19 protein-coding genes are annotated in these 23127 nt (G+C 71.6%); 9 read left to right on the top strand and 10 right to left on the bottom strand.

Translation table 11 applies throughout. The features are described from left to right. Window positions 1-108: 108 nt before the first annotated feature. The 3 genes from ilvD (at window position 109) to ACLQ2S_RS03715 (ending at window position 3751) form a co-directional block, all read left to right on the top strand. The gene (gene ilvD, locus ACLQ2S_RS03725; protein ID WP_425701122.1) at window positions 109-1956 is read left to right on the top strand and encodes a dihydroxy-acid dehydratase; all 1848 of its coding nucleotides are present in this window, start codon (window positions 109-111) and stop codon (window positions 1954-1956) included. A gap of 217 nt (window positions 1957-2173) precedes the next feature. Next, entirely contained in the window at window positions 2174-2599 is a 426-nt protein-coding gene (locus tag ACLQ2S_RS03720; RefSeq protein WP_425701121.1) for a hemerythrin domain-containing protein, read from the top strand. A 57-nt stretch (window positions 2600-2656) separates the two neighbouring features. Next, window positions 2657-3751, top strand: coding sequence for a DUF4037 domain-containing protein (locus tag ACLQ2S_RS03715; RefSeq protein WP_425701120.1), 1095 nt, complete (start codon window positions 2657-2659; stop codon window positions 3749-3751). A gap of 232 nt (window positions 3752-3983) precedes the next feature. On the opposite strand, the gene ACLQ2S_RS03710 is transcribed toward ACLQ2S_RS03715, so the two are convergent. Together ACLQ2S_RS03710 and ACLQ2S_RS03705 are read right to left on the bottom strand one after the other, a co-directional pair. Next, entirely contained in the window at window positions 3984-4412 is a 429-nt protein-coding gene (locus tag ACLQ2S_RS03710) for a VOC family protein (RefSeq protein ID WP_425701119.1), read from the bottom strand. A gap of 35 nt (window positions 4413-4447) precedes the next feature. Continuing rightward, window positions 4448-4879, bottom strand: coding sequence for a helix-turn-helix domain-containing protein (locus tag ACLQ2S_RS03705; RefSeq protein ID WP_425701118.1), 432 nt, complete (start codon window positions 4877-4879; stop codon window positions 4448-4450). Window positions 4880-5036: 157 nt separating this feature from the next. Here ACLQ2S_RS03705 and ACLQ2S_RS03700 point away from each other — a divergent pair, with 157 nt between their 5' ends. Together ACLQ2S_RS03700 and ACLQ2S_RS03695 are read left to right on the top strand one after the other, a co-directional pair. After that, on the top strand, window positions 5037-5375 hold the full coding sequence (locus ACLQ2S_RS03700; protein WP_155215843.1) for an ArsR/SmtB family transcription factor: 339 nt from the start codon (window positions 5037-5039) through the stop codon (window positions 5373-5375). Beyond that, a complete protein-coding gene (locus tag ACLQ2S_RS03695; protein WP_155215845.1) occupies window positions 5372-5695 on the top strand; it encodes a hypothetical protein in 324 nt (107 codons plus the stop codon). Before ACLQ2S_RS03700 ends, ACLQ2S_RS03695 begins: the two co-directional genes overlap by 4 nt. Window positions 5696-5761: 66 nt before the next feature. Here the strand turns inward: ACLQ2S_RS03695 and ACLQ2S_RS03690 are convergent, their stop codons facing one another. The 5 genes from ACLQ2S_RS03690 to ACLQ2S_RS03670 form a co-directional block, all read right to left on the bottom strand. Further along, window positions 5762-6787, bottom strand: coding sequence for an AbfB domain-containing protein (locus ACLQ2S_RS03690; RefSeq protein ID WP_425701117.1), 1026 nt, complete (start codon window positions 6785-6787; stop codon window positions 5762-5764). A 302-nt stretch (window positions 6788-7089) separates the two neighbouring features. Beyond that, a complete protein-coding gene (locus ACLQ2S_RS03685) occupies window positions 7090-8847 on the bottom strand; it encodes a SulP family inorganic anion transporter (RefSeq protein ID WP_230462399.1) in 1758 nt (585 codons plus the stop codon). 41 nt (window positions 8848-8888) lie between these two features. Then, on the bottom strand, window positions 8889-9227 hold the full coding sequence (locus ACLQ2S_RS03680; protein ID WP_309222896.1) for an ArsR/SmtB family transcription factor: 339 nt from the start codon (window positions 9225-9227) through the stop codon (window positions 8889-8891). 137 nt (window positions 9228-9364) lie between these two features. Beyond that, the gene (locus tag ACLQ2S_RS03675) at window positions 9365-9991 is read right to left on the bottom strand and encodes a hypothetical protein (RefSeq protein WP_425701116.1); all 627 of its coding nucleotides are present in this window, start codon (window positions 9989-9991) and stop codon (window positions 9365-9367) included. 98 nt (window positions 9992-10089) lie between these two features. Next, a complete protein-coding gene (locus ACLQ2S_RS03670; RefSeq protein WP_425701274.1) occupies window positions 10090-12522 on the bottom strand; it encodes a glycoside hydrolase family 2 protein in 2433 nt (810 codons plus the stop codon). A 304-nt stretch (window positions 12523-12826) separates the two neighbouring features. Between ACLQ2S_RS03670 and ACLQ2S_RS03665 the strand changes: the two genes are divergently transcribed. Further along, a complete protein-coding gene (locus ACLQ2S_RS03665; protein WP_425701115.1) occupies window positions 12827-13870 on the top strand; it encodes a LacI family DNA-binding transcriptional regulator in 1044 nt (347 codons plus the stop codon). On the opposite strand, the gene ACLQ2S_RS03660 is transcribed toward ACLQ2S_RS03665, so the two are convergent. After that, window positions 13871-16126, bottom strand: coding sequence for an EAL domain-containing protein (locus ACLQ2S_RS03660; RefSeq protein ID WP_425701114.1), 2256 nt, complete (start codon window positions 16124-16126; stop codon window positions 13871-13873). A gap of 233 nt (window positions 16127-16359) precedes the next feature. On the opposite strand from ACLQ2S_RS03660, the gene ACLQ2S_RS03655 reads away from it, so the two are divergent. Beyond that, window positions 16360-16737 (top strand): PH domain-containing protein, encoded by a 378-nt coding sequence (locus ACLQ2S_RS03655; RefSeq protein ID WP_155215857.1) that lies wholly within the window; start codon window positions 16360-16362, stop codon window positions 16735-16737. On the opposite strand, the gene ACLQ2S_RS03650 is transcribed toward ACLQ2S_RS03655, so the two are convergent. Beyond that, window positions 16731-17657 carry a 2-hydroxyacid dehydrogenase gene (locus tag ACLQ2S_RS03650; protein WP_309222899.1) on the bottom strand — a complete coding sequence of 309 codons (927 nt, stop codon included), beginning with the start codon at window positions 17655-17657 and terminating at the stop codon, window positions 16731-16733. The genes ACLQ2S_RS03655 and ACLQ2S_RS03650 overlap by 7 nt on opposite strands. A gap of 38 nt (window positions 17658-17695) precedes the next feature. On the opposite strand from ACLQ2S_RS03650, the gene ACLQ2S_RS03645 reads away from it, so the two are divergent. Then, on the top strand, window positions 17696-18919 hold the full coding sequence (locus tag ACLQ2S_RS03645; RefSeq protein WP_155215859.1) for a PQQ-dependent sugar dehydrogenase: 1224 nt from the start codon (window positions 17696-17698) through the stop codon (window positions 18917-18919). Window positions 18920-18985: 66 nt separating this feature from the next. After that, on the top strand, window positions 18986-20584 hold the full coding sequence (locus ACLQ2S_RS03640) for a metallophosphoesterase family protein (protein WP_425701113.1): 1599 nt from the start codon (window positions 18986-18988) through the stop codon (window positions 20582-20584). A gap of 176 nt (window positions 20585-20760) precedes the next feature. Here the strand turns inward: ACLQ2S_RS03640 and ACLQ2S_RS03635 are convergent, their stop codons facing one another. Next, window positions 20761-23118 carry a transketolase-like TK C-terminal-containing protein gene (locus ACLQ2S_RS03635; RefSeq protein ID WP_309222930.1) on the bottom strand — a complete coding sequence of 786 codons (2358 nt, stop codon included), beginning with the start codon at window positions 23116-23118 and terminating at the stop codon, window positions 20761-20763. Window positions 23119-23127: the final 9 nt, after the last annotated feature.

The following is a 23127-nucleotide window of genomic DNA, read 5'->3' as shown; positions in this document are numbered from 1 at the left end:
CCTCAACTCTGCCGGATCGACGCCCGCTGTGGGGGTCGGGTGTGCATCTGTTGGGACACGGCCGGACGCCCGCACCCGCACCCGGTCGGCGGTGTCATGCTGGTACACATGCCTGAGCTGCGGTCGAAGACCTCCACGCACGGTCGGACGATGGCGGGTGCCCGGGCCCTCTGGCGGGCCACCGGGATGACCGATGACGATTTCGGCAAGCCGATCGTCGCCATCGCGAACAGTTTCACCCAGTTCGTGCCGGGCCACGTACACCTCAAGGACATGGGCGGTCTGGTGGCCGATGCGGTGGCCGCCGCCGGCGGGGTGGGCCGGGAGTTCAACACCATCGCGGTCGACGACGGCATCGCCATGGGCCACGGCGGCATGCTCTACTCCCTGCCCAGCCGCGAGTTGATCGCCGACGCGGTGGAGTACATGGTCAACGCGCACTGCGCCGACGCCCTGGTCTGCATCTCCAACTGCGACAAGATCACCCCGGGCATGCTGCTGGCCGCGCTGCGGCTGAACATCCCCACCGTCTTCGTCTCCGGCGGCCCGATGGAGGCCGGCAAGACGGTGGCGATCGAGGGGATCGTGCACAGCAAGATCGACCTGATCGACGCGATGATCGCCTCGTCGAACGAGAACGTCAGCGACGAGCAACTCGGCGAGATCGAGCGCTCCGCCTGCCCCACCTGCGGCTCCTGCTCCGGCATGTTCACCGCGAACTCGATGAACTGCCTCACCGAGGCGATCGGCCTGGCGCTGCCGGGTAACGGCTCGACGCTGGCCACCCACGCGGCCCGCCGGTCGCTCTTCGTCGAGGCCGGCCGCACCGCCGTGGAGATCGCCAAGCGGTGGTACGACGACGACGACGCCTCGGTGCTGCCCCGCGAGGTGGCCTCCCGGGCCGCGTTCGAGAACGCCATCGCCCTGGACGTCGCGATGGGCGGATCGACGAACACGATCCTGCATCTGCTGGCCGCCGCCCGTGAGGCCGAGCTGGACTTCTCCGTGGCCGACATCGACGCCGTCTCCCGTCGGGTGCCGTGCCTGGCCAAGGTCGCCCCGAACTCGCCGCAGTACCACATGGAGGACGTGCATCGCGCCGGTGGCATCCCGGCCATCCTGGGTGAACTCAACCGCGCCGGCCTGCTGCGCCGGGACGTGCACGCGGTGCACTCCCCCACCCTGGAGCGCTGGCTGGCCGACTGGGACGTGCGCGGCGGCAGCGCCAAGCCCGAGGCGATCGAGCTGTTCCACGCCGCGCCGGGTGGGGTGCGTACCACCGAGCCGTTCTCCACCACGAACCGCTGGTCCTCTCTGGATACCGACGCGGCCGGTGGCTGCATCCGCGACCGCGAGCACGCGTACACCGCCGACGGTGGACTGGCCATCCTGTACGGCAACCTCGCGCCGGACGGCTGCGTGGTGAAGACCGCCGGGGTGCCCCAGGAGTGCCTGACCTTCCGTGGCCCGGCGAAGGTCTACGAGTCCCAGGACGACGCGGTGACCGCCATCCTGGCCAAGGAGGTCGTCGCCGGGGACGTGGTGGTGATCCGCTACGAGGGGCCGAAGGGTGGGCCCGGCATGCAGGAGATGCTCTACCCCACCTCGTTCCTGAAGGGCCGAGGGCTGGGCCGGGCCTGCGCGTTGCTGACCGACGGCCGGTTCTCCGGTGGCACCTCGGGCCTGTCCATCGGCCACGCCTCGCCCGAGGCCGCCTCCGGTGGGCTGATCGCGCTGGTCGAGCCCGGCGACGAGATCGTCATCGACATCCCGGCACGCTCGATCGAGCTGAACGTGCCGGCCGAGGTGTTGGACGCCCGCCGGGTCGCCCAGGAGAAGCGGGATCGCCCCTACACCCCGCTCAACCGGCAGCGCCCGGTGTCGGCGGCGCTGCGCGCGTACGCCTCGATGGCCACCTCGGCCAGCGACGGCGCCTACCGCCGCGTGCCGGAGTGACCTTGCTGGCTGGCCCGGCGCTCGGGTGCCGGGCCAGCCACGGGCTGCCACCCGTCGGCATGATCGGGTAGCCTGCTCTCCAGCGTCGCGTGTCGGTGGCAGGCCGTGTCAGGCATGGAGGCGCCGGATCGAAGGACCACGACGGTGACCCAGTCGTTGCCTTCGCCCTCCAGTGACTGAGGGCGAGAAGACCAGGCTTGTCGCCTGGAGTCAGGAAATGCGCCGCGTGCACGACCGGTTGCGCGAGGCGTTGGAGGTGACCCGCGCCGCGCTGGCCGACGGCGTGGCGGCGGCACCAGCCACCCGTGATCTGCTGCTGTTCTGTCACGGCTTCTGCGCCGCGCTGACCGCACACCACGAGGGCGAGGACCGGGAACTGTTCCCCGCGATCGCCGCCGCCCACCCGCAGTTGCGCGACACCCTGCGGTACCTGAAGCAGGACCACTCGATGATCGCGCACCTCATCGGCGGGCTACAGGCCGCCGTGGAGCGGGCCGCCTCCCCGGCCGAACTCGACCGCCACGTCGAGGGGATCGCCGCCATCATGGAGAGCCACTTCCGCTACGAGGAACGTCAACTCCTGGCGGTACTCGACACGCTCGCGCTGGACGCGGACCCGCACGCCGTCCTGGGACCACTGTGAACCGTCACCGATCACTGACCGCGCACCGGGCGGTTGGCGCTACCCGGGGGGTGACCTGTGCCGACGTTCGTACCCGGCCTGTCGCTGGCCGCCGCCACCTACCGCGAGGCGGTGCGGCCGATCCTCGATGCCACCTTTCCGGATCTGGCGCACTCGGCGGCGTTACTGGGCCCGGGCTCCGAGGTGCTCGGCTTCGACACCGCCCGCTCGACCGACCACGACTGGGGGCCGCGTCTGCTGCTCTTTCTCCACCCCGCCGACGCCCGTCGGCACGCCCGCCAGATCAGCAGGCTGCTCGCCGAGCGGATGCCCGCCTCGGTGGGCGGCTGGAGCACGAACTTCAGCCCACCTGAACCCGGACGATCACGGACTCTGCGACCCGTCGGCGACGCCCCGGTCGACCACCGCGTCGACCTGCACGACCTCGACACCTGGCTGGTCGACCGGATCGGCGTCGACCCGCGCGACGACATGGCCGCTCACGACTGGCTGGCCATCCCGACCCAACTGCTGCTGGAGGTCACCGAGGGAGCCGTCTTCCACGACGGACTCGGCCAGCTCGAGCCCGTCCGGGCCGCTCTGGCGTGGTACCCGGATGACGTCTGGCGGTATCTGCTGGCCTGCCAGTGGCGGCGTATCGCTCAGGAGGAGGCGTTCCCCGGCCGGTGTGCGGAGAGCGGCGACGACCTCGGCTCCCGGCTGGTCACCGCCCGGTTGGTCCGCGATTTGATGCGCCTGGCGATGCTCATCGAGCGTCGCTACCCGCCCTACAGCAAATGGCTGGGTACCGCGTTCGCCCGGCTGCGCTGCGCCCCGGCGCTGCAACCGCTGCTCGCCGACGCCCTGGCCGACGCCGCATGGCCGCACCGCGAAGACGCACTCTGCGCCGCGTACGAACATCTCGCCCGCGCGCACAACGACCTCGGCCTGAGCGAACCGGTCGAGCCGACCGTACGCCCGTTCCACGACCGGCCGTACCGCGTGCCAGCAGCGGACCGGTTCGCCGATGCCACCCGCCGTGCGATCACGGACCCACAGGTGTTGGCGTTGCCGCCGCACATCGGCGGGGTCGACCAGTTCGTGGACAGCACCGAGGTACTCAGTAGGGCCGACCGGGCCCGCGCGGTCACCGCCGCACTACACCGGCGGTGACCTGGCCGAGCGCGCCGGTACTGGCTCGCTCGCCCATCGAGGCGGTGTGCTGGTGAGTCGGCGCTGACGGAGTCGAGGCATTCGGCACCGCGGTGGGGGCAGAGCACGGCTTCGCTCTTCCCGACCAGTACGGCATGGCGGTCTACATGGCGCACACCGCCACGTTTCCGAAGGTCCGCCGTCATGTCACCCAGACAGAATCCTGCCTGGGTGACATGGCGCTCGCCGGCACTCAGTGCTCGGTCCCCTTGGTGAACATCTGGCCGATCCGGATCTTGTTACCGAACGGGTCGCGGATGCCGAAGTCGATGCCGTACGGCCGTTCCATCGGCTCGTCGGTGATGTCGACGCCCTTGGCGACCAGGTTCTCGTACGTCTTGTAGGCGTCGTCGGTGGTCAGGAAGAGGAAGCCGCCGGTGGCGCCCTTGGTGAGCAGTTCCCGGACCTGCTCGGCGGTGGCCGGGTCGAGGTTCGGCGGGCCCGGCTTCTCCAGCAGGATCTCCCGCTGCCGGTCTCCGGGGATGTTGACCGTGAGCCAGCGCATGAAGCCGAGATCCTGGTCGGTGTGCAGTTCCATGCCGAGCTTTCCGATGTAGAAGTCGAGCGCCTCGTCCTGGTCGAGGACGTAGATCTGAGAGCGGCTGATCGCGTTGATCGTCATGCCCGAAACGCTAGTGCAGTGCCCTGACCTGCTGCTTATCCAAAACTGCTCGGTCTGGTCCACGCCTTCGTGAAGCAGCTCGGCACCGGCGCGACCGGTGCCGTCCGCTGCTTGCGATAGTCGGTGGGCGACTCCCCGACGATCTGCCGGAAGGTACGACTGAACGTCCCGAGACTGCCGAACCCGACCGCGGTGCAGATGTCGGTCACCTCCCGGTCGGTGTGCAGCAGCAGGTACATGGCCCGCTCCACCCGCCTCCGTTGCAGGTAGCGGTGCGGGGTCTCGCCGAAGGTCGCCCGGAACGTGCGGATGAAGTGCGCCTCGGAGACGTGCGCGATCCTCGCCAACGTCGGGATGTCGAGCGGTTCGGCGTACGCCCGGTCCATCGCGTCCCGCGCGCGCAGCATCGCCCGGTTCGTCTCCTCGACCGCCCTGCCCACCGCCACCTCCCACGCACACCGTGCCATGTTCGGCCACCGCCCGTTCCGCCGGGTCGGTGGCGGCACGGGTCGACTCGCTCATCGGCAGTCTGAACATTGCTTGACGGCCGCACACCCAACCTGTCAGCATTATCTGACAGGGGGGTCAGTAATTTCTGACACCCGGTGCGGAGGGGGCTGACGAATGAGTCGTGAGACGCCGAGCGGCGACGAGCTGTTGGCGGTGCTCGCGGCGCTGGCCAGTCCACACCGGCTGCGGATCGTCGCCGCGCTCGCCGAGGGCCGCAGCTACGTCAGCGCGTTGGCACGCCGGCTGCGGATGAACCGTCCCCTGCTCTACATGCACCTACAGAAGTTGGAGGCCGCCGAGTTGGTCGTCGGCACCCTGGAGACGGCTCCGGACGGCAGCTCGGTCAAGTGGTTCGACCTCGCTCCGTTCGCGCTGACGCTGACTCCGCAGACCATCGCGGCGGCCGTACCGACGTTGACCGTTCCCGGTCAGAAGGATGAGGACTCACAATGACGAGCATCGTGGCCGCCGACGACAACATCCCCGAGATCGCGATGATCACGTCGACCGTGGTGCTGGTCGCGTTGATGGCGATCATCGCGTTCGTGGCGGTGGGGATCTACCGGGCCCGGCACTCCGCCGCCCGGGAACAGCACTACCGACAGCTGGCCGAGCGCGCCGGTGACGCACAGACCCGGCTCGTCGAGCACGCCGGGACCACCGCGACCGCCCTCGACGGCATCCGCGAGGAGCTACACGCGACGCGTACCGAACTGACCGAGGTCAAGGAACGCCTGACCAACCTGGAACGGCTGCTCAGCCAGATCGGCTGACGCGGACGGCGAGGATCCGGACGCGCTTCTCGCGGCGGCCGTCGGATCAGGACCCGCCACCTCCGGCTACAGGGCGGGGCGGATCAGGAAGGTGGCGGTCGCGGGTGAGGCGCCGTTACCGATCGGTGAGATCCGCATCTGCCGATGGGAGTCGTGGCTGAGGTACCGGTCGGGGTAGTTGTAGGCGCGCAGTGAGACGTGTCGGCCGCCGATGCCGGTGACCGGGCAGAAGGTGCTGTCGGCACGGAACAGTGCGCTGCCGTCGGAGCGGTGCAGGAACACCCGGAACTCGACGTGTCGCAAGTGGTAGCCGGGGAAGTTGACCGACTCGAACGAGACGCATCCGCTGTCGGCGAGGCCGGTACGGACCACGAAGGCGGCATCGGCTTTCACACCGGGGCCGCTGGCAGGACCCACCCGCTCGGCCCGAGCCTGGAAGTTGACGTGTCGTACCCGGTGACCGGGCAGGTTCGCGAACTCCAGCCCGATACGGGCACCGGGTACCAGCGCCGGTCCGCCCGGGTCGGCGGGTGCGGCCGGAGGCGGTGCAGGCGAATTCGGCGCGGCCGGTGGGGCGTGGCTGCCCGGCATCGCCGGTACGGTGTCGGGGACGGTTGTCGGGTCAGGGCTGGCGTCGCCACCGGCGGCGCGCGGATTGAGACCGGGCCGGGCCACCGTGTCGGCGATCGGGCTCGGCGGAGCGGACTCGGCGGCTCGGGTCTCGGGTCCGGTGACGTCGGTAGGCCGGTCGCCGAGGGCAGGATCTGCGGGCGAGGGCATCCCGGCGACGAACTCGCCGCGGATCGGCTCCTGGGGGCTCGCGTCGCGTAGTGCTATCACGCCGATCAGCGCGGTGACGACGACGAGACCGACGCCGCCGAGCAGGTGCGTACGACGTGGGGCGGCCCGGCCGACGAGCTGAGCCCGGCGGTCTGCGGCGGCGCGTGACGCGGTGCCACGAGCACGGCGCTGGCCGACGGCTCCGCCGGTCACCCGGTACCGGCCGACCGCCGCTCCCGGGTCCGCCGCCGCCAGCGGTTCGGCGGTCGGTTTCGGATCGTCGGGGGCCGTTGGGTGTTGAGCGGCAGGCACCGCGCTGTCAGGTAGGGGCTGGCCATGGTCCGGATCAGATTGGCCGGTCTGGGAAAGCCAGCCACCTATCCGCAGGTGTGACTGACCACTGCCATTCTGGGACATGATGCTCTCCTGCTGGCTCAGCACCCACGCCTGCCCGGACATGATCACAGGGCCGTAGCGGACACAATGTCACCTTCGCCACGCGGACGCCAGCCCGCGCGGCGCGGGCCAGGTCCAGAGCCGTCGGCGTACCGCCTTCCTCCGTTGTCGCGCCTGCCGATCCGGTACGCCCGGGTGCCGCGGCACGGACAGGGCGGTCAGTGTCCGTCGACCGTGGCGGACTCGCCCGCGCGTTGGCCGACGCTGACCTGTGCGCCGTGCCGAGGTTGGGGCGGCTTGGACGCACGGCGGCCCTCTCGGTCACCGACCGCAGGCAGGGCGAGCTTCCGGGCGTACGCGATGGCGGCCGGGGTGTCGGGGAAGACGAGGCCGTCCCGACGCAACTGGTCGGCCACGCCGAGTGCATCGAGCACCTGATCGTGGCCGGGCACGATGCCGGAGAGCAGCACGGTGATCCCGCGTCCCTGAAGTCGACGGATCGCGTCGCCGAGGACCTGGGCGCCGGTGGCGTCGATGGTGGAGACCCGGGACATCCGCAGGATGACCACCCGCACGTCGGCGACGTCGGAGAGCCGGAGCAGGAAGTTGTGCGCGGCGGCGAAGAAGAGCGGCCCGTCGAGCCGGTAGGCCACGATGTGTTCGGCGAGCAGGGCCCGCTCCTCGGCGCTGTGCTCGCTGGAGTCCAGCGGCACCTGTTCGAGTTTGGCGCTGCGGGCGATGGCGCGTAGCGCCACCACGACCGCCACCGCGACACCGACGGCCACGGCGGTGACCAGATCCCAGATCACGGTGACGGCGAAGGTCAGCACCAGCACGAGGGCGTCGCCCCGGGTGGACCGGGCCAGCGCCCGCAGTGACGCCGCCTCGACCATCCGCACGGTGGTGGCCAGCAGGACACCGGCCAGCGCGGCGAGCGGAATCCGGCTGACCAGCGGAGCGGCGGCCAGCACGATGACGGCCAGCACCACCGCGTGGGTCAGCGCCGCCAGTTTCGAGGCCGCTCCGGCCCGCACGTTGACGGCGGTACGCGCGATGGCCGCGGTGGCGGGAATGCCACCGAACAGCGGGGAGGCCAGGTTGGCCAGGCCCTGGCCGAAGAGTTCGCGGTCCGGGTCGTGCCGCTGGCCGACGGTCATCCCGTCGGCGACGGTGGCCGAGAGCAGACTCTCCAGCGCGGCCAGCGCGGCCACCGCGAGCGCGGCGGGCAGCAGCACACCCACCGCCCCCAGATCGAGGAAGTCCAGCGACGGCGCGGGCAGCCCCTGCGGCAGCGCGCCGATCCGGACCAGGTCGGCCGGCACGAACTCGGCGAGCAGCGTGGCGGCGGCCACCGCCAGCAGGGAGAAGGGTACGGCGGGACGCCACCGGGCACCGATCAGCATCACCGCCGCGACGCCGAGGGCCACCGCGACGGCCGCCGGACGAGGGTGTACGACGAAGCGGGCGACCGCGTCGGCCGCCACCGCCCACACCTTCTCACCCTGCGCGTCGGTGACGCCGAGCGCGGCGGGCACCTGTTGCAGGGCGATCACCACGGCGATGCCGGCGGTGAAGCCCTCGATCACCGGCACCGGCAGGTAGCGGACGTAGCGGCCCAGGCGGGCGAGGGCCAGGACGATCAGGATCAACCCGGCCAGCGCGCCGACCATGAGCACCCCGGTCGGCCCGAACTGCGCCACGACCGGCACCAGCACCACGGTCATCGCGCCGGTCGGACCGGACACCTGGAGGTTAGAGCCGCCGAAGACGGCCGCCACCGCACCGGCGACCACGGCGGTGACCAGCCCGGCCTCCGCGCCGAGTCCGGAGGTGACGCCGAAGGCGAGCGCCAGCGGCAACGCGACGATGGCCACGGTGAGCCCGGCGACGAGGTCCCGGCGGGGCGAGCGGCGTACCGCCTGCCAGTCGGCGCGACCCGGCAACAGGTCGCGGACGCGACGCCAGGCGGCGGACAGGGTCTCTCCGGCCGGGTTGGTCGGCCGGGTGTCGGGGGCAGTCACCGGTCCGGTCCGCCGGCGCGCAACTCGTCGAGCAGGCCGTCCCGGTCGGTGAGCACCGCGCCGAGGATCCGCCGCCCGGCGGCCAACAGGTCGGCCACGTCGGGGGTGCTGAGCGCGTACATCACCAGGGAACCGTCCCGGTACGAGGTGACCATGCCGGCCCGGCGCAGCACGGCGAGCTGCTGGGAGAGGTTGGACGCCTCGACGTCGATGGCGGCCAGCAGGTCGCGCACCGGCTTGGGGCCGTCCTGAAGCAGCTCCAACGCCCGGATCCGGACCGGATGTCCGAGGGTGCGGAACAGCTCCGCCTTCGCCTGGTACAGCGGCACCGACACGCCCGCGCTCCTTTCGGTGCCACCACCCGGCGACACCGTGAAGACTTTAGCACTTGCGAAATTCTTCAAGTCGGTGGGTGCGGTGGACCGCCCGGTGCGGCGGCCCGGTCACCGGCCGCCGCACCGTCGCCGCCGGGTCACCAGCCGGCGAACAGCGCTCCGAGATCCTTGTACGCCTGGTCGAAACGGGCCAACGAGGCCGCGATGTTGGGCTCCGGATCCGGGTCGCCGAGCGCCTTCTGCATCAGCCCGATCCCGCCGGCGATGTTCACGCCGCTGGCCACCAGCATCGGCTGCGGCTCCGGATCGCCGTAGAACTTCCCGTTCTTCAGGTCCGCCCAACCGACCTGACCCAGTTCCACCTCCGAGTCGTCCAGCTGCTTCGCCGACGACCAGAAGCTCTCCGTCGCCAGGTCACGCAGATAACTCTGCTCCACCGGATCCACCGCCTGGGCCGACTCCCCCAGCAACGACAGCCCTCGGCCCAGCAGTTTCAGATACTCGATGCGCTTCTCCGGATCGATTCGGTCCCACAGGTCGAACACCGGCGGACAGGTCAGGCACTCGACCGGTCCGATCGGCTTCGGCTTGAAGTCGGGCAACAGGATCGTGTGACAGTCGAAGACGGGCCGGCCGTCGAACTCGCCGACCTTGAAGCAGATCGTCACCGGCTGACCGCCAGCGTGGGCCGGAGCAGCCGGTACCAGCAGCGTCGCGGCGACGACCAGCGCCATCGCGAGCAACGCGCGCCGAACAGGACCCATGAGGAACCTCCTTTTAGGAGAGTCGATGTCTGCTCATTCTGAGCCCGCAACCGAACGGAGGCGTAGGAAGAGTTGCCTTCAGGACAATCGAATGGTGGTTATCCCGGCGAACCGTCTTCCTGCCGGTCGTTGACGCAACGGAGCACCGGGCGCGACGCCAGCGCGGCGACGTCCAGCGGGGCGTCGGCCCGCACGGTGAACGTGGCCGACTCCCCGGGAAGCAGGGTGACCAGCGCCGTGTCGACCTCGGCGGACGGGTTGAGCCGATCCGGATACAGGGTCACATCGCGCAGGATGGTGCGGGCGGTGACGCGTACCCGTTGGCCGCCGTCGACCGGCTCCACGGTCGCGTCGAAGGCCGCCGCCGGCCATCGCACGTCACGGTCCTCGGCGAAGAACCACCACGCCCGCTCGGCCTGGTCGCCGGGGTCGGCGACCAGCAGTTCGGCCCGGCCGTCGTCGGGCCGGGTCAGCTCGTCCGGCAGCGCCACGGTCACCGCCGAGTACGCGGGCACGTCCAGTTCCACTGTGGTCTTCGCCTTCGGCTCACCGGCCAGGGTGAGCCGGGCGACGGTGGTCGACCCCCGCCACGGCCGCCCGCCGTCGTTGACCGCGACCACGGCCAGTCCGGCGCCGCGTGGCTGCACGGTGAGCAGCCGGTCGGCGTACGCCCGACGCAGCGCGTACCAGAGTGGTTTGCGGCGGCCGTCGCCGTCGACGGCGGACCACGAGGTGACCGGCCAGCAGTCGTTGAGTTGCCAGACGATGGTGCCCATGCACCGCCCTCGGTGGGAACGGAAGTGTTCCACCCCGAGGGCGACGGCCCGCGCCTGATTGAGCTGCGTCAGCCAGTGCCAGTCGTCGAAGTCGCGCGGCTCGGGCAGGTGCGCCTCCAGCCCCCGGCGCAGTTTCCGGTCACCGTCGGCGGCCTTCTGGTGGTGTGCCATGCCGGGTGAGTCGTGGGCGAGAGGCTCGTCGGAGAGGGCCCGGCGCAGCGTCGCGTACGCGGGCGGGCCCTGGTAGCCGAACTCGGCGACGAACCGGGGCAGATACTCGCGGTACTTGACGTAGTCGTCGGTGTTCCACACGTCCCAGATGTGCGTGGTGCCGTAAGCCGGATGGTTGGGGTGGATCGTCTCGCTGCCCGACCAGGGGCTACCCGGCCAGTACGGCCGGGTCGGGTCCAACCTGGCCACGATGCCGGGCAGCAGGTCGAGGTAGTAGCCCCGCCCCCAGCTACGCCCGGCCAGTGGTCCCTGCCAGTCCCAGTCGTGCCAGCCCCAGATGTTCTCGTTGTTGCCGGTCCACAACACCAGCGAGGGGTGCGACGCGAGCCGGATCACCTGTTCGACGGCCTCGGCGGCCACCTCGGTGGCGAACGGCTCCTCCTCCGGGTACGCGGCGCAGGCGAAGAGGAAGTCCTGCTGCACCAGAAGTCCCCGTTCGTCGGCCAGGTCGTAGAAGTCGTCCGACTCGTACCGGCCGCCGCCCCAGACCCGCAGCAGGTTGACGTGCGCGGCCTCGGCCTGGTCGAAGCGTTCGGCCAGACGCCGACGGGTGACCCGGTTCGGGAAGACGTCGTCCGGGATCCAGTTGACTCCCCGCACGAAGACCGGCACCTCGTTGACGTACAGCGTGAACGGAGCACCGTGCTCGTCGGGGGTGGTGTCCAGGCGTACCGACCGGAACCCGATCCGGCGGTGCCACTCGTCGAGAGTGCCACCGTCGTCGTCGTGCAGGGTGACCGTCAGGTCGTGCAGGTTCGGTGCGCCGTAGCCTCGGGGCCACCAGAGTTCCGGCCGGTGGACGGTGAGAGTCAGCACCGCCGAGAACTGCCCCGCCGGGAGGATCACCTCGGCGTGCCGGCCCGCCAGCCGCGCCCGCACGGTGAGCGGCCGGTCGGCGACCCGTTCCACGTCGACGTGCACCTCCGCCCGGCCGGTGTCGCCGTCGACGGTGACGACCGGGCGCACCTTTGCCAGTCGACCCACCGACCAGCAGTGCAGGCCGATCCCCTGCCAGATGCCGGCGGTGACCAGCGTCGGTCCCCAGTCCCAGCCGAAGTTACAGGCCGTCTTGCGGATGAACTGGAACGGCTCCGGGTACGCGTTGGGCCGGTCGCCGAGCCGGTCCCGTTGCGCCTCGGCGTACCGGTAGGCGGAGTCGAAGCGTACCGCCAGGTGGTTGTCCTCGGCGCGGAGCAGCGACGTGACCTCGAAGCGATAGCCCCGGTGCATGTTCTCGGTGCGACCGACCTCGACCCCGTTGAGCGTGATCGTGGCGACCGTGTCCAGGCCGGCGCAGACCAGGTCGAGGCGGGTGTGTTCGCCGGACGGCCGGTCGAAGGTCGTCTCGTACGCCCAGTCGGTGCGGCCGATCCAGGCCAACCCGGTCTCGTTGTCGTCGAGGTACGGGTCGGGGATCAGCCCGGCCGCCAGCAGGTCGGTGTGCACGCAGCCCGGCACGCTCGCCGGCACCATCACCCCGTCGATCTCGGGTGGCACCTGCGGCTGGTCGGGCACCGCCCACATGGTCCACCCGTCGTGCAGCGCCAGCCGGGTCGGGTCGTTCCCCCGCGCATCGCTCAAGATTCCACCGCGCCTTCCATGGTTCCCCGCAGCCATCGATGAGTAACCGTCTCATGACCCGTCCCCCGAAACCTGTCGGCAACGGCCAAGAGATCGAGCAATGTTGACTGAACCGGATAAGCCAGGCGACCGTACGAGGGCGAGCGGGCCCACAGCCACCCGGGCAACAGGGCGGGTAGCGTGTCCACCGCCGCGCACGCCATCGACGCGGTCGGCCGGACGAACTGGTTCAGGAGGACGTACGCCGGTGAAGCGACCCACGATCGCGGACGTCGCCCGGCGGGCAGGGGTTTCCAAGGGCGCGGTCTCGTACGCGCTGAACGGCCAGCCCGGCGTCTCCGAGGCGACCCGGCAACGCATTATCGCCATCGCCGCCGAGATCGGGTTCAGCCCGAGCAGCGCCGCCCGTGCCCTGTCCGGCGCGACCGCCAGCGCCATCGGCCTGATCCTCGCCCGACCGGCCCGCACCCTCGGCATCGAGCCCTTCTTCATGGAGTTGATCAGCGGCGTCGAGGCGGAGTTGTCCGCCCGGTCGTACGCGTTGACCCTCCAGATGGTCGCCGACCAGACCGCCGAGATCGCGGTCTACCGACGCTGGTGGGCCGAGCGGCGGGTCGACGGCGTGCTCATCTGTGACCTGCGGACCGACGACGGCCGGGTGCCGGTGCTGGAGGAACTGGGTCTGCCGGCGGTGGTGATCGGCGGCCCGACCGGCACCGGTGGGTTGCCCAGTGTCTGGTCGGACGACGCGGCGGCGTTGGTGGAGACCGTGGAGTACCTCTACGCCCTCGGCCACCGGCGGATCGCCCGGGTCGGCGGCCTGCCCGAGCTCCAGCACACCGCGATCCGCACCGAGGCGTTCACCGAGGTGTGCCGGCGTCTCGGCCTCGCCGACGCGGTCACCGTCTCCTCCGACTACACCGGCGAGGAGGGCGCGCGGGCGACCCGGCGACTGCTCAGCTCCCGGGTACGACCGACTGCGGTGATCTACGACAACGACGTGATGGCCATCGCCGGGCTCTCGGTCGCCCAGGAGATGGGGCTGACTGTCCCGGCTGATCTGTCCATCGTGGCCTGGGACGACTCCCCGCTGTGTCGGCTGGTGCACCCACCGCTCACCGCGCTGAGTCGGGACATCCCGGAACACGGGGCACACGCGGCGCGGCAACTGCTCCAGCTGATCGAGGGCGCACCGACGGGCGGGCTGGAGGACGAGACACCCCACCTGACCCCGCGTGGCAGCACCGGCCCACCGCCACCGACAGGCGCAACGGTCGCGCAACCACGGTGATCAGCGCGAGGTCGACGGAAACTCCTCGAAGTACGCCTCGACCCGCTCCGCGGTCGCCGGCCTGGCCAGCTCGAATCCCTGGCCGTAGCGGCATCCGGCCCGATGCGCCGCCTCGACCTGATGCGCCGACTCCAGTTCCTCGGCCACCACCTCGAGGCCGAGACGTTCGGCGACGGTGACGACCACGTCCAGCAGTGGACGGTGCGGGTCACCACCGGCCGTGGCCACCTCCGGGCCGACCTTGAGCAGGTCGATCGGCAGCCGCCGGAGCTGGGTGAGCGACGCCTGCTCGGCACGGAAGTCGTCGAGCGCCGTCCGGATGCCCATCGACCGCAGCCCGGCCAGCCGGGCCACCACCGTGGGCAGTTCGGTGGCCACCTTCGGCTCGGCGACCTCGATGACCAACTGGTCCGGCCCGATCCCGTACGCCTCCAGCACCGCCGCCGTGCGGGGTACGAAGTCCGGGGAGGTGAGTTCCCGGGTGGTCACGTTGACCGCCATCCACAGCCGTCGCCCGCCCACGCTCCAGTCGGCCAACTGTCGGCAGGCCCGGTCGAGCACCCAGACGCCCAGCTCACCGACGATGTCGAGGTCCTCGGCCACCGGGAGCAGCTCCGCCGGGAACACGGTGCCGAGCACCGGGTTACGCCAGCGCAGCAGCGCCTCCGTACCGACCGGAGCCTGGTCGGCCAAGCCGAGCACCGGCTGGTAGACCAGGTCCAACTCGCCCCGGGCGACCGCACCGGGCAGCTCCCGCTCCAGGTCCAGCCGACGAACCAGCTGCTCCTCCAGGTAGGCGTCGTACCACTCGACCCGGTCCCGACCGAGCTGGGCCGCGCGCCGACGGGCGAGGTCGGCCTGGCGGAGCAGTTCCTCCGGACGCCCCCGGCCCAACTCGGCCAGCCCGACGCTGGGTCGCGACCGCAGCACCGCCCCGGAGACCTCGTAGGGCCGGCTCAGCGCGGCGAGCAGCCGGGCGCCCAGCGCGTACGCGATCATCGGTCCCGACCCGCTGACCACCGCGAGCCCACTGCCGGCCAGGTCGAACACCTCGTCCTCGTCGGCCACCACGGCTCGGGCCCGGCGGACGGCCTCGGCGGCCACGTCGTCGCGCACCAGGCGGCCGGGCAGCTCGGTGAGATGCAGGTCGACCACGAGCAGTGCGCCGCAGGCCGGTTCCGAGCGGGCCGCCAGCGCCCGCAGCAGGTCGGCACGTCCGGTCGCGCCGCCCGGACCGGCCGCCGCGGAGGGCGCCGGAGCCGGGTCGGTGACCGTCGGCCCGTCCGGCACGGCCGGTGCGGCCCCGAACAGCTCCCGTACCACCAGCGGGGGAACCGCGGCGAGCGCGAGCAGCACCGCCGTAAGGTCCGGCAGGAAGCCGGCCTGTAGCTGGTAGACGACGGCGACCACCGCCGCGACCGGTGGCAGCACCGCCCGGGGCCAACGCAGCGCGGTCTGCCCGGCCGGCGGGACCTGGCCCACCTGCCGACCCCCGGCGGCGACCAGCAACACGCCGACCACGAGGGGAGGTACGGCCAGCAGCGCCGCCCGCCCGGCGGCCGGACCGGCCGGCAGCGCGGCCAGCAGCACCAGGGCGAGGAGGGTCAACGCCGCGCCGCCGCGACAGCGGGCGCTGCCACGGTGCCGGTCCGCCCCGCTCAGCGCGGCCAACGCGTCGACGGCGAGCAGGCCCAGGGCCACCGCCACCATCAGCCGAACCGGGGACGTCACACCGGCGTACGGCAGCAGCAGCCAGGCGGTGAGCACCAAACAGACACCGGGGGCGACCTGGTCGAGCAGGCGGTGCAGGCGGTCCCGGACCGGCGGACGGGATCGGGGCGACAGGCTGAACAGGCCGCCGACGAGCAGGGCCGCAGTGCCGACGAGCCCCGCCACGGCGGCGGCCGGGCGGTAACCGGCGGAGGCCAGCGGCAGCACCGCCGCGGTCAGACCGGCGGTCACCACCGCGGCGTGCAGCAGACCGGCGGCCCGACGGGGCCGCGCCGCGCGTCGACGGGCCAGCCGGCCGACGGACGGGCCTCCGGGGGGCGATTCGGGATTCAGGGTCAGCCGGGACAACCGCACCCCGGCCAGGGTGGACGCGGCTGCGCTGGCGAGCGCCACCACGGCGAGCGCGGGCACCGGACCGGTCGCACCGAGGACGATCAGCACTGCGGCGACCGCGAGGACAGAGATCTCCGGCAGGAGCGGACGGCAGCTCGTGGCACGGAACGGGGCGGCACGGAACACAGGCACGACGTTCGCCTTCGTGAGGGGGCACTGGGGCGGTACGCGGACGGTGGACATGGTCCACCGCCCACCATCGATGAACGACCATCCCGGCGGTAAGTGACGGTCAATCGACAGTGAGTCAGGTCACCGCCACTGAGTGTCCCGATCCGGGCACGAACACGTCCGCCCGGGAGGTGTTCCACCCGACGGTCTCGGCCCACCGTTGGCCGTCGCGACCCGGGTGGGATCATCTGGTCATGCCTCGCACCGACACCGCACGATTCCGGCACAACCAGGCCATCCTGGTCGGGGCGATCGTCGCCACCATCGGCGCTCTCCCACTGGCCAGTGCCCGCCCCTATCTGCTGCCGGTGCTGCTGGTCCCGGTGGCGGTGGCCGTCTGGGCCTGGCGGGCCGGGACCGACGCCGACGCCCGTGGACTGCGCGTCCGGGCGCTCGCCGGCGAGCGCCGGATCTCCTGGGAGCAGGTGGTCGAGCTGACCGCCGACCCACGTGGTCGGGCGGTGGCCCAACTCGACGACGGCCGCTGGTTCATGCTTCCGGCCGTCCGCCGCGAGGACCTGTCCCGGCTGGCGGCCGCGGCTGGGCGCGCCGCGCCCGACTCGAATCAGTAGCCGTCCACCACCACGTTGCGCGGTGGCTCGCCAGCCGCGAACCGTCGGATCTGCTGACCGACCAGGCGGTACGCCCTGGGCAGCAGGCCCCGCACCGAGCCGGCCACATGTGGCGTGAGCAGCACGTTCGGCATCTCCCAGAGCGGGTGGTCGGCGGGGAGCGGCTCGGGGTCGGTCACGTCCAGAGCGGCGGAGATCCGTCCGGTGGCAAGCTCGGCGACCAGGACGTCGGTCCGAGCCACCGGCCCTCGGGCGGCGTTCACCAGCAGCGCGCCGTCGCGCATCGCGGCGAGGAACGTCTCGTCGACCAGCCCGCGGGTCTGCTCGGTCAGCGGCACCAACAGCACCACGACATCGGCCTGCGGCAGAAGGCGCGGCAGTTCGTCGACGCCGTGCACACCCTGCTCGGGCCGGGCGGTCCGGGCTACCAGCGTGAACTCGACCTCGAACGGCGTCAGCCGGTCCCGCAGCGCGGTGCCGATCGAACCCGCCCCGACGATCAGCACCCGCTTGCCGGCCAGCTCGTCGGTGGGAGCCACCTCGTCGTACGCCCACTGTCGCCGGGCCTGGGCCCGAGCCATGGCCGGGAACGCGCGCAGCTGGGACAGGATCGCCGCGACCACCCACTCGGCGGTCGACGGGTCGTGCACCCCACGAGCGTCACAGAGCGTGACACCGGCCGGTACCCGTCCCACCCAGGCGTCCGCACCGGCCGAGAGCAGCTGCACCACCGCCAGGTCAGGCAGCTCGTGCAGCAGCGCCACGGCCTCCCCACCGGCCAGGAAGGGCGGTACCCAGAACCGGACGCCGGCCACCGGTGAGGGCAGCTTCGCCGGATCCTCCATCGTCTCGACGGTGACCTCCGGCGGCAGCTCGCCGAGCAAGGCGTGGCCGGCCTCGTGCGGAATCCATACCTTCACCTCGCCGACGATAGGCGTCCAGACGGGCCGACCAGCCGATGGGGGTCGGCCCGCCTGGCCTTCCACGGGGCGGGGCCGGGCGGGCTACTCTGGGGCGGGTGAGCGCTCCCCCGTACCTCCGCGCCCGTCAGGTCCGAGCCGCCCTCGTGGCGGCCTGCGCGACGTTGCTGCTCGTCGCCAGCGGTTGCAGTCTCGGGGATCCGGAACCCGACCCGGCCGGCGAGCCGCCGAACCTGCCCCGCCCCACCCTCACCCCGGGCAACGGCGACCAGGAGGTCGTCACCACCGTGCTCGCCCAGGGGTTGCGGGTGCCGTGGGGGATCGCCTTCCTGCCGGACGGCGGCGCTCTGGTCACCGAACGTGACAGTGGCCGCATCGTCCAGGTCGGGCCCGAGTCGACCAAGGACGGTCTGAAGGTCACCGAGGTGCAGACCATCGAGGATGTGACCGCCGGCGGCGAGGGTGGTCTGCTGGGCATCGCGGTGTCTCCGGAGTTCGCCCAGAACCGCACCGTCTTCGTCTACTACACCGCCGAGCGGGACAACCGGGTGGCCCGACTGCGGCTCGGTGAGGCGCCGACTCCGATTCTCACCGGCATCCCCAAGGCCGGCATCCACAACGGCGGCGGCCTGGCGTTCGGCCCCGACGGGCACCTCTACGTCAGCACCGGCGACGCCGGGGAGACCGACCAGTCGCAGGACGTCAAGCAGCTCGGGGGCAAGATCCTGCGAATCACGCCGGAGGGGAAGCCGGCCCCCGGGAACCCCTTCCCGAACTCCCCGGTCTGGTCCCTCGGCCACCGCAACGTGCAGGGCATCGCCTGGGCCGGTGAACGGATGTACGCCGTCGAGTTCGGCCAGAACACCTGGGACGAGATCAACCAGATCACCAAGGGCAAGAACTACGGCTGGCCCGAGGTCGAGGGGCGCGAGGGCGACAAGCGGTACGTGGATCCGATCGTGCAGTGGTCGACCGACGAGGCGTCCTGCTCCGGCCTGGCCGCGACGGAACGGATGCTCGCCACCGCCTGCCTGCGCGGTCAGCGACTCTGGCTGGTCGAGCTGACCGAGACCGGCACGGTCCTCGGTCAACCGCAGGAACTGCTGACCGAGCGGTACGGGCGACTGCGGGCGATCGCCGCCGCCCCGGACGGCTCGCTCTGGGTCAGCACCTCCAACCACGACGGGCGTGGTCGGCCGGTACCCGAGGACGACCGGTTGCTGCGCCTCGTCTTCTCCGGTGGCGGTGCCGGACGCAGCTGACGCGGTCACCCGACCCGTCATCACAGGTTTGCCAAGATCCTTCGTCGGGCAGGTCAGAATCTCAGCATGGACGGTCAGCAGAACGAGGAGCCGCGCCGCGATCGGGACGGGGAAACCCCCACCGGTCGGCCGCGCCGCTTCCCCTCGATGCGACGCATCGCCGTACCGCGTCGTGATGGGGGGCGACGTCGATGGCCGCACCGCCTCGGCGTGGCCGGTGCCGTCCTGGCCGTCACGCTGGTCGGTGTGTTCGCCGGTGTCGTAGCGGGCGGAAACGTGGGCACCGACATCGGGCCGTTCCAGGCCCGGCTGTCCGTGTCGCCCTCGACCACCGGCGGCACCACCGTCAACATCCCGCCGCTGGGTTCGCTGATGCTCCGCAGCCACGACGGGCCGACCCACCTGACCGTGCAGTTGGGCGCGCTGGACCAGAGCCGCGTCGAGGCGCTGATCGACGATCCGGCGAGCCTCAACCGGGCCACCCAGTCGGCCGTCGACGAGGTCCGGGAGGGGGTGATGCGGCTCGGGCTACGGACGATCGGCTCCTGCGTACTCACCACCCTGGTGTTGGCGCTGCTGGTGTTCCGCGACACCCGCCGGGCCGCCTGGGCCGGTGGCCTGGCGCTGTTGATCACGGCCGGAAGTCTGGGCACCGCCGCGGCGACCATCCGGCCCCAGTCGATCGAGGAGCCCCGGTACGAGGGACTGCTGGTCAACGCCCCGGCGATCGTCGGCGACGTACGCAAGATCGCCGACGACTACACCCGGTACGCCGAGCAGCTCCAACGGCTCATCGGCAACGTCACCCAGCTGTACACGACGGTGTCGGCGCTGCCGGTGTACGAACCGGAGCCGGGCACCACCCGGGTACTGCACATCTCCGACCTGCACCTCAACCCGAGCGCCTGGCAGCTCATCCGGACCGTCACGGAGCAGTTCGGCATCGACGTGGTGGTCGACACCGGCGACATCACCGACTGGGGCAGCGAGCCGGAGGCGTCCTACGTCGGATCGATCAGCCTGCTCGAAAAGCCGTACGTGTACATCCGGGGCAACCACGACTCGGGCCGTACGGCGGCGGCGGTGGCCCGTCAGCCCAACGCGATCGTGCTGGACAACACCACGACCACGGTCGCCGGGCTCACCATCGCCGGGATCGGCGATCCCCGGTTCACCCCGGACAAGAGCACCTCGCCGGCCAGCGGCGGGTTGAGCCAACCCACCGCCGATCAGCTGATCAGCAACGGTGAGAAGCTCGCCGCGACCATCCGCAGCTCGCCCCGGCCGGTCGACATCGCACTGGTGCACGACCCCGCCTCCGCCGGCCCGCTCTCCGGCACCTGCCCGCTGGTGCTCGCCGGGCACACCCACGACCGGCAGCTCAACACGCTGCCGGAGGTGCCCGGCCAGCAGACCACCACGCTGATGGTGCAGGGTTCCACCGGCGGTGCCGGGCTGCGCGGGCTGGAAAGCGACGAGCCGACCCCGCTGGCGATGACGGTGCTCTACTTCGACCAGGAGAAGCGGCTCCAGGCGTACGACGACATCACCGTCGGCGGCACCGGCCAGGCCCAGGTGAATCTCGAACGTACCGTCATCGCCCCACCCCCCACCTCCCCCCAAACCACCCCCACCCCAACCCCCACCCCAACCCCCACCCGCTAACCCCCACCCCGTTACCTCCCACCCCCCGCGCCCCCCCGCCCCCCTCTAGCCCCGGTTGATCAAGAAGTTTTGGTCACGGAGAGCGCTCCACGGTGACCAAAACTTCTTGATCACCGGGGCGGGCACGGCGCGGGGGGCGGGGGGCGGGGGGGGCGGGGGGGGCGGGGGGCGGGGGGTTAGCGGAGGGAGAGGGCGGCTAGGGCGGCGTTGACGATGCTGCCGGGGAGCAGGTCGTGCAGGTCGTAGAGGTCGGAGACGGTGCCGGACTGGCCGAACTCGTCGACGCCGAGCGGAACGGCGGGAGCGCCGACCGCCGAGCCGAGCCAGGCCATGGCGTGCGAGGCGGCGTCGTGCACGGTGACCACCGGCACCCGGTCGGCGAAGGCGGACCGCAGCGCGCCGGGCACGCTCGGCACGGTCGCCGTGCGTACGCCCTGACGCAGGGTGCGCTGCCAGGCCCGGTACAGCCGGTCCAGGCTGGTCACGTCGACGACGTGGGCGGCGACCCCCTCGTCGGCCAGTTCCGCCGCGGCGGCCAGCACCTCGGGCAGCACCGCCCCGGAGGCGGCCAGCTGCACCGTCGGCGCGTCGGCCAGGTGCGGGTACGCCTGGTGGGCGTCGACCAGTCGGTACGCCCCGGCCAGCACCTGCCGACGCAGCACCGCGTCGCCGAGGCGGGCCCGCGCCGCCTCGAACGGCGCCTGGTCCACCGGCCGGGTGCTCAGCCGGAAGTAGTACGCCCCGTCCTCGGCCGGCACCGCTGTCGGTGTCGACCGGGTCGCGCCGGCGATGTGCCCGAACGCGTCGCAGAGCAGCCAGTCGAGGCTGGCCGCGTACGCGGGTTCGACGAAGGTCACCCCGGGCAGTTCCAGGCCCACGCTCGCGGTGATGGTCGACTGGTGGGCGCCACCCTCCGGGGCGAGGGTGATCCCGGACGGGGTGCCGGCGACGACGAACCGGGAACCCGAGTAGGTGCCGTAGAGGAAGGCGTCCAGCCCGCGCAGCACGAACGGGTCGTAGACGGTGCCGACCGGCAGCAGCGGCTGCCCGGACAGGTCCCACGCCAGGCCGAGCTGGCCGAGCAGCAGGAACAGATTCATCTCGGAGATGCCCAGCTCGATGTGCTGGCCCTCAGGGCTCTCCGTCCAGCGCAGCATCCGGTCCGACGACCAGGAACGCTGGGCGGTCGGGGCGAACACCCCGGTCTTGTTGATGAATCCGGCCAGGTTGGTGGAGGTGGCCACGTCCGGCGCGGTGGTGACGAGATACCGACCGACCTGCGGGTCGCGAGCCAGGTCGACCAGCACCCGACCGAAGACCTCCTGGGTGGAGATCGGCTTGTTGGCGCGTACGTTCGTGCTCTGCGGGACGGCGACCCCGAGCGCACGCTCGCGGGGCGCGCGGGACAGTGCCTCGCGACGCTGCCCGGCCCGGATCCCGGCCGGCGACGCCGGGTCGAGACGGTCCCACTCGGTGTCCCGGGTCAACCCCTGCGCGGCGCGCAACGCGTCGACCTGTTCGCGGGTCAACAGCGCAGAGTGGTTGCGCGGGTTACCGGCGATCGGCAACCCCCACCCCTTGACGGTGTACGCGAACACCACGCTCGGCCGGTCGGTCACCGCGTCACACTGGGCGTACGCGTCCAGCATCGCCGCCAGGTCGTGCCCGCCCAGGTCGGTGACGAGCGGGCCAAGGTCCTCGTCGGAGACGTCGGTCAGCAACGCCTCGACGCCCTCGGGTGCCCCGTCCAGGAACTGCTTGCGCAGTGCCGGCCCGGTCAGCCCGAACAACGACTGGTACTGCTCGTTCGGCATCGCGTCGATCCAGTCGCGCAGCACCGACCCGCCCGGCCGGTCGTACGCCTCGGCGAGCCGCCGACCGTACTTCACCTCGACCACGTGCCAGCCGGCGGCCTCGAACTGGCCGCGCCACTGGTCGATGCGTACCCCGGGGACGACCCGGTCCAGCGACTGACGGTTGAAGTCGACCACCCACATCACGTTGCCCAGCCCGGTGGTCGCCGGGTCGGCGACGGCCTCCCAGATGTTGCCCTCGTCCAGCTCGGCGTCACCGATCAGGGCGACGAACCGGGAGTGCGGACGCGCCCCGAAGTGGGCGTCGACGTAGCGCCGGGTCACCGCGGCGAACAGCGGCGCGGCGGCACCGAGCCCCACCGAACCGGTGGAGAAGTCCACCTCGTCCGGGTCCTTCGTCCGCGACGGGTACGACTGGAGCCCGCCGCGCGCCCGCAGCCGGGGCAGGTACGACCGGTCCAGGTTGCCCAGCAGGTACTGGATGGCGTGGAAGACCGGAGAGGCGTGCGGTTTCACCGCGACCCGGTCCTCGGCGTCCAGGTGGGCGAACCACAGCGCGGTCATCGCGGTGACCAGCGAGGCGCTCGACGCCTGGTGCCCGCCGACCTTCACCCCGTCGCCGGTACCGCGATCGTGGTTGGCCGCGTCCACGATCCGCGTCGCGAGCCACAGCACCCGCCGCTGGATCTCGTCAAGGACATCGAGGTCGTGCTGGTTCACGGTCAACTC

Source organism: Micromonospora sp. DT48 (genome assembly GCF_049844495.1).
Classification (GTDB): domain Bacteria; phylum Actinomycetota; class Actinomycetes; order Mycobacteriales; family Micromonosporaceae; genus Micromonospora.
Note: the sequence above shows the minus strand (reverse complement) of the source record. Positions and strands in the feature narration are given on the sequence as shown.

Coding starts and splice junctions, on each gene's coding strand:
- ACLQ2S_RS03720 (WP_425701121.1), top strand. CDS start 2,174: ATGCGCCGCGTGCACGACCGGTTGCGCGAGGCGTTGGAGGTGACCCGC.
- ACLQ2S_RS03675 (WP_425701116.1), bottom strand. CDS start 9,991: ATGGGTCCTGTTCGGCGCGCGTTGCTCGCGATGGCGCTGGTCGTCGCC.
- ACLQ2S_RS03655 (WP_155215857.1), top strand. CDS start 16,360: ATGCCTCGCACCGACACCGCACGATTCCGGCACAACCAGGCCATCCTG.
- ACLQ2S_RS03710 (WP_425701119.1), bottom strand. CDS start 4,412: ATGACGATCAACGCGATCAGCCGCTCTCAGATCTACGTCCTCGACCAG.
- ACLQ2S_RS03645 (WP_155215859.1), top strand. CDS start 17,696: ATGGGGGTCGGCCCGCCTGGCCTTCCACGGGGCGGGGCCGGGCGGGCT.
- ACLQ2S_RS03705 (WP_425701118.1), bottom strand. CDS start 4,879: ATGGCACGGTGTGCGTGGGAGGTGGCGGTGGGCAGGGCGGTCGAGGAG.
- ilvD (WP_425701122.1), top strand. CDS start 109: ATGCCTGAGCTGCGGTCGAAGACCTCCACGCACGGTCGGACGATGGCG.
- ACLQ2S_RS03700 (WP_155215843.1), top strand. CDS start 5,037: ATGAGTCGTGAGACGCCGAGCGGCGACGAGCTGTTGGCGGTGCTCGCG.
- ACLQ2S_RS03640 (WP_425701113.1), top strand. CDS start 18,986: ATGGACGGTCAGCAGAACGAGGAGCCGCGCCGCGATCGGGACGGGGAA.
- ACLQ2S_RS03670 (WP_425701274.1), bottom strand. CDS start 12,522: ATGTGGGCGGTGCCCGACCAGCCGCAGGTGCCACCCGAGATCGACGGG.
- ACLQ2S_RS03695 (WP_155215845.1), top strand. CDS start 5,372: ATGACGAGCATCGTGGCCGCCGACGACAACATCCCCGAGATCGCGATG.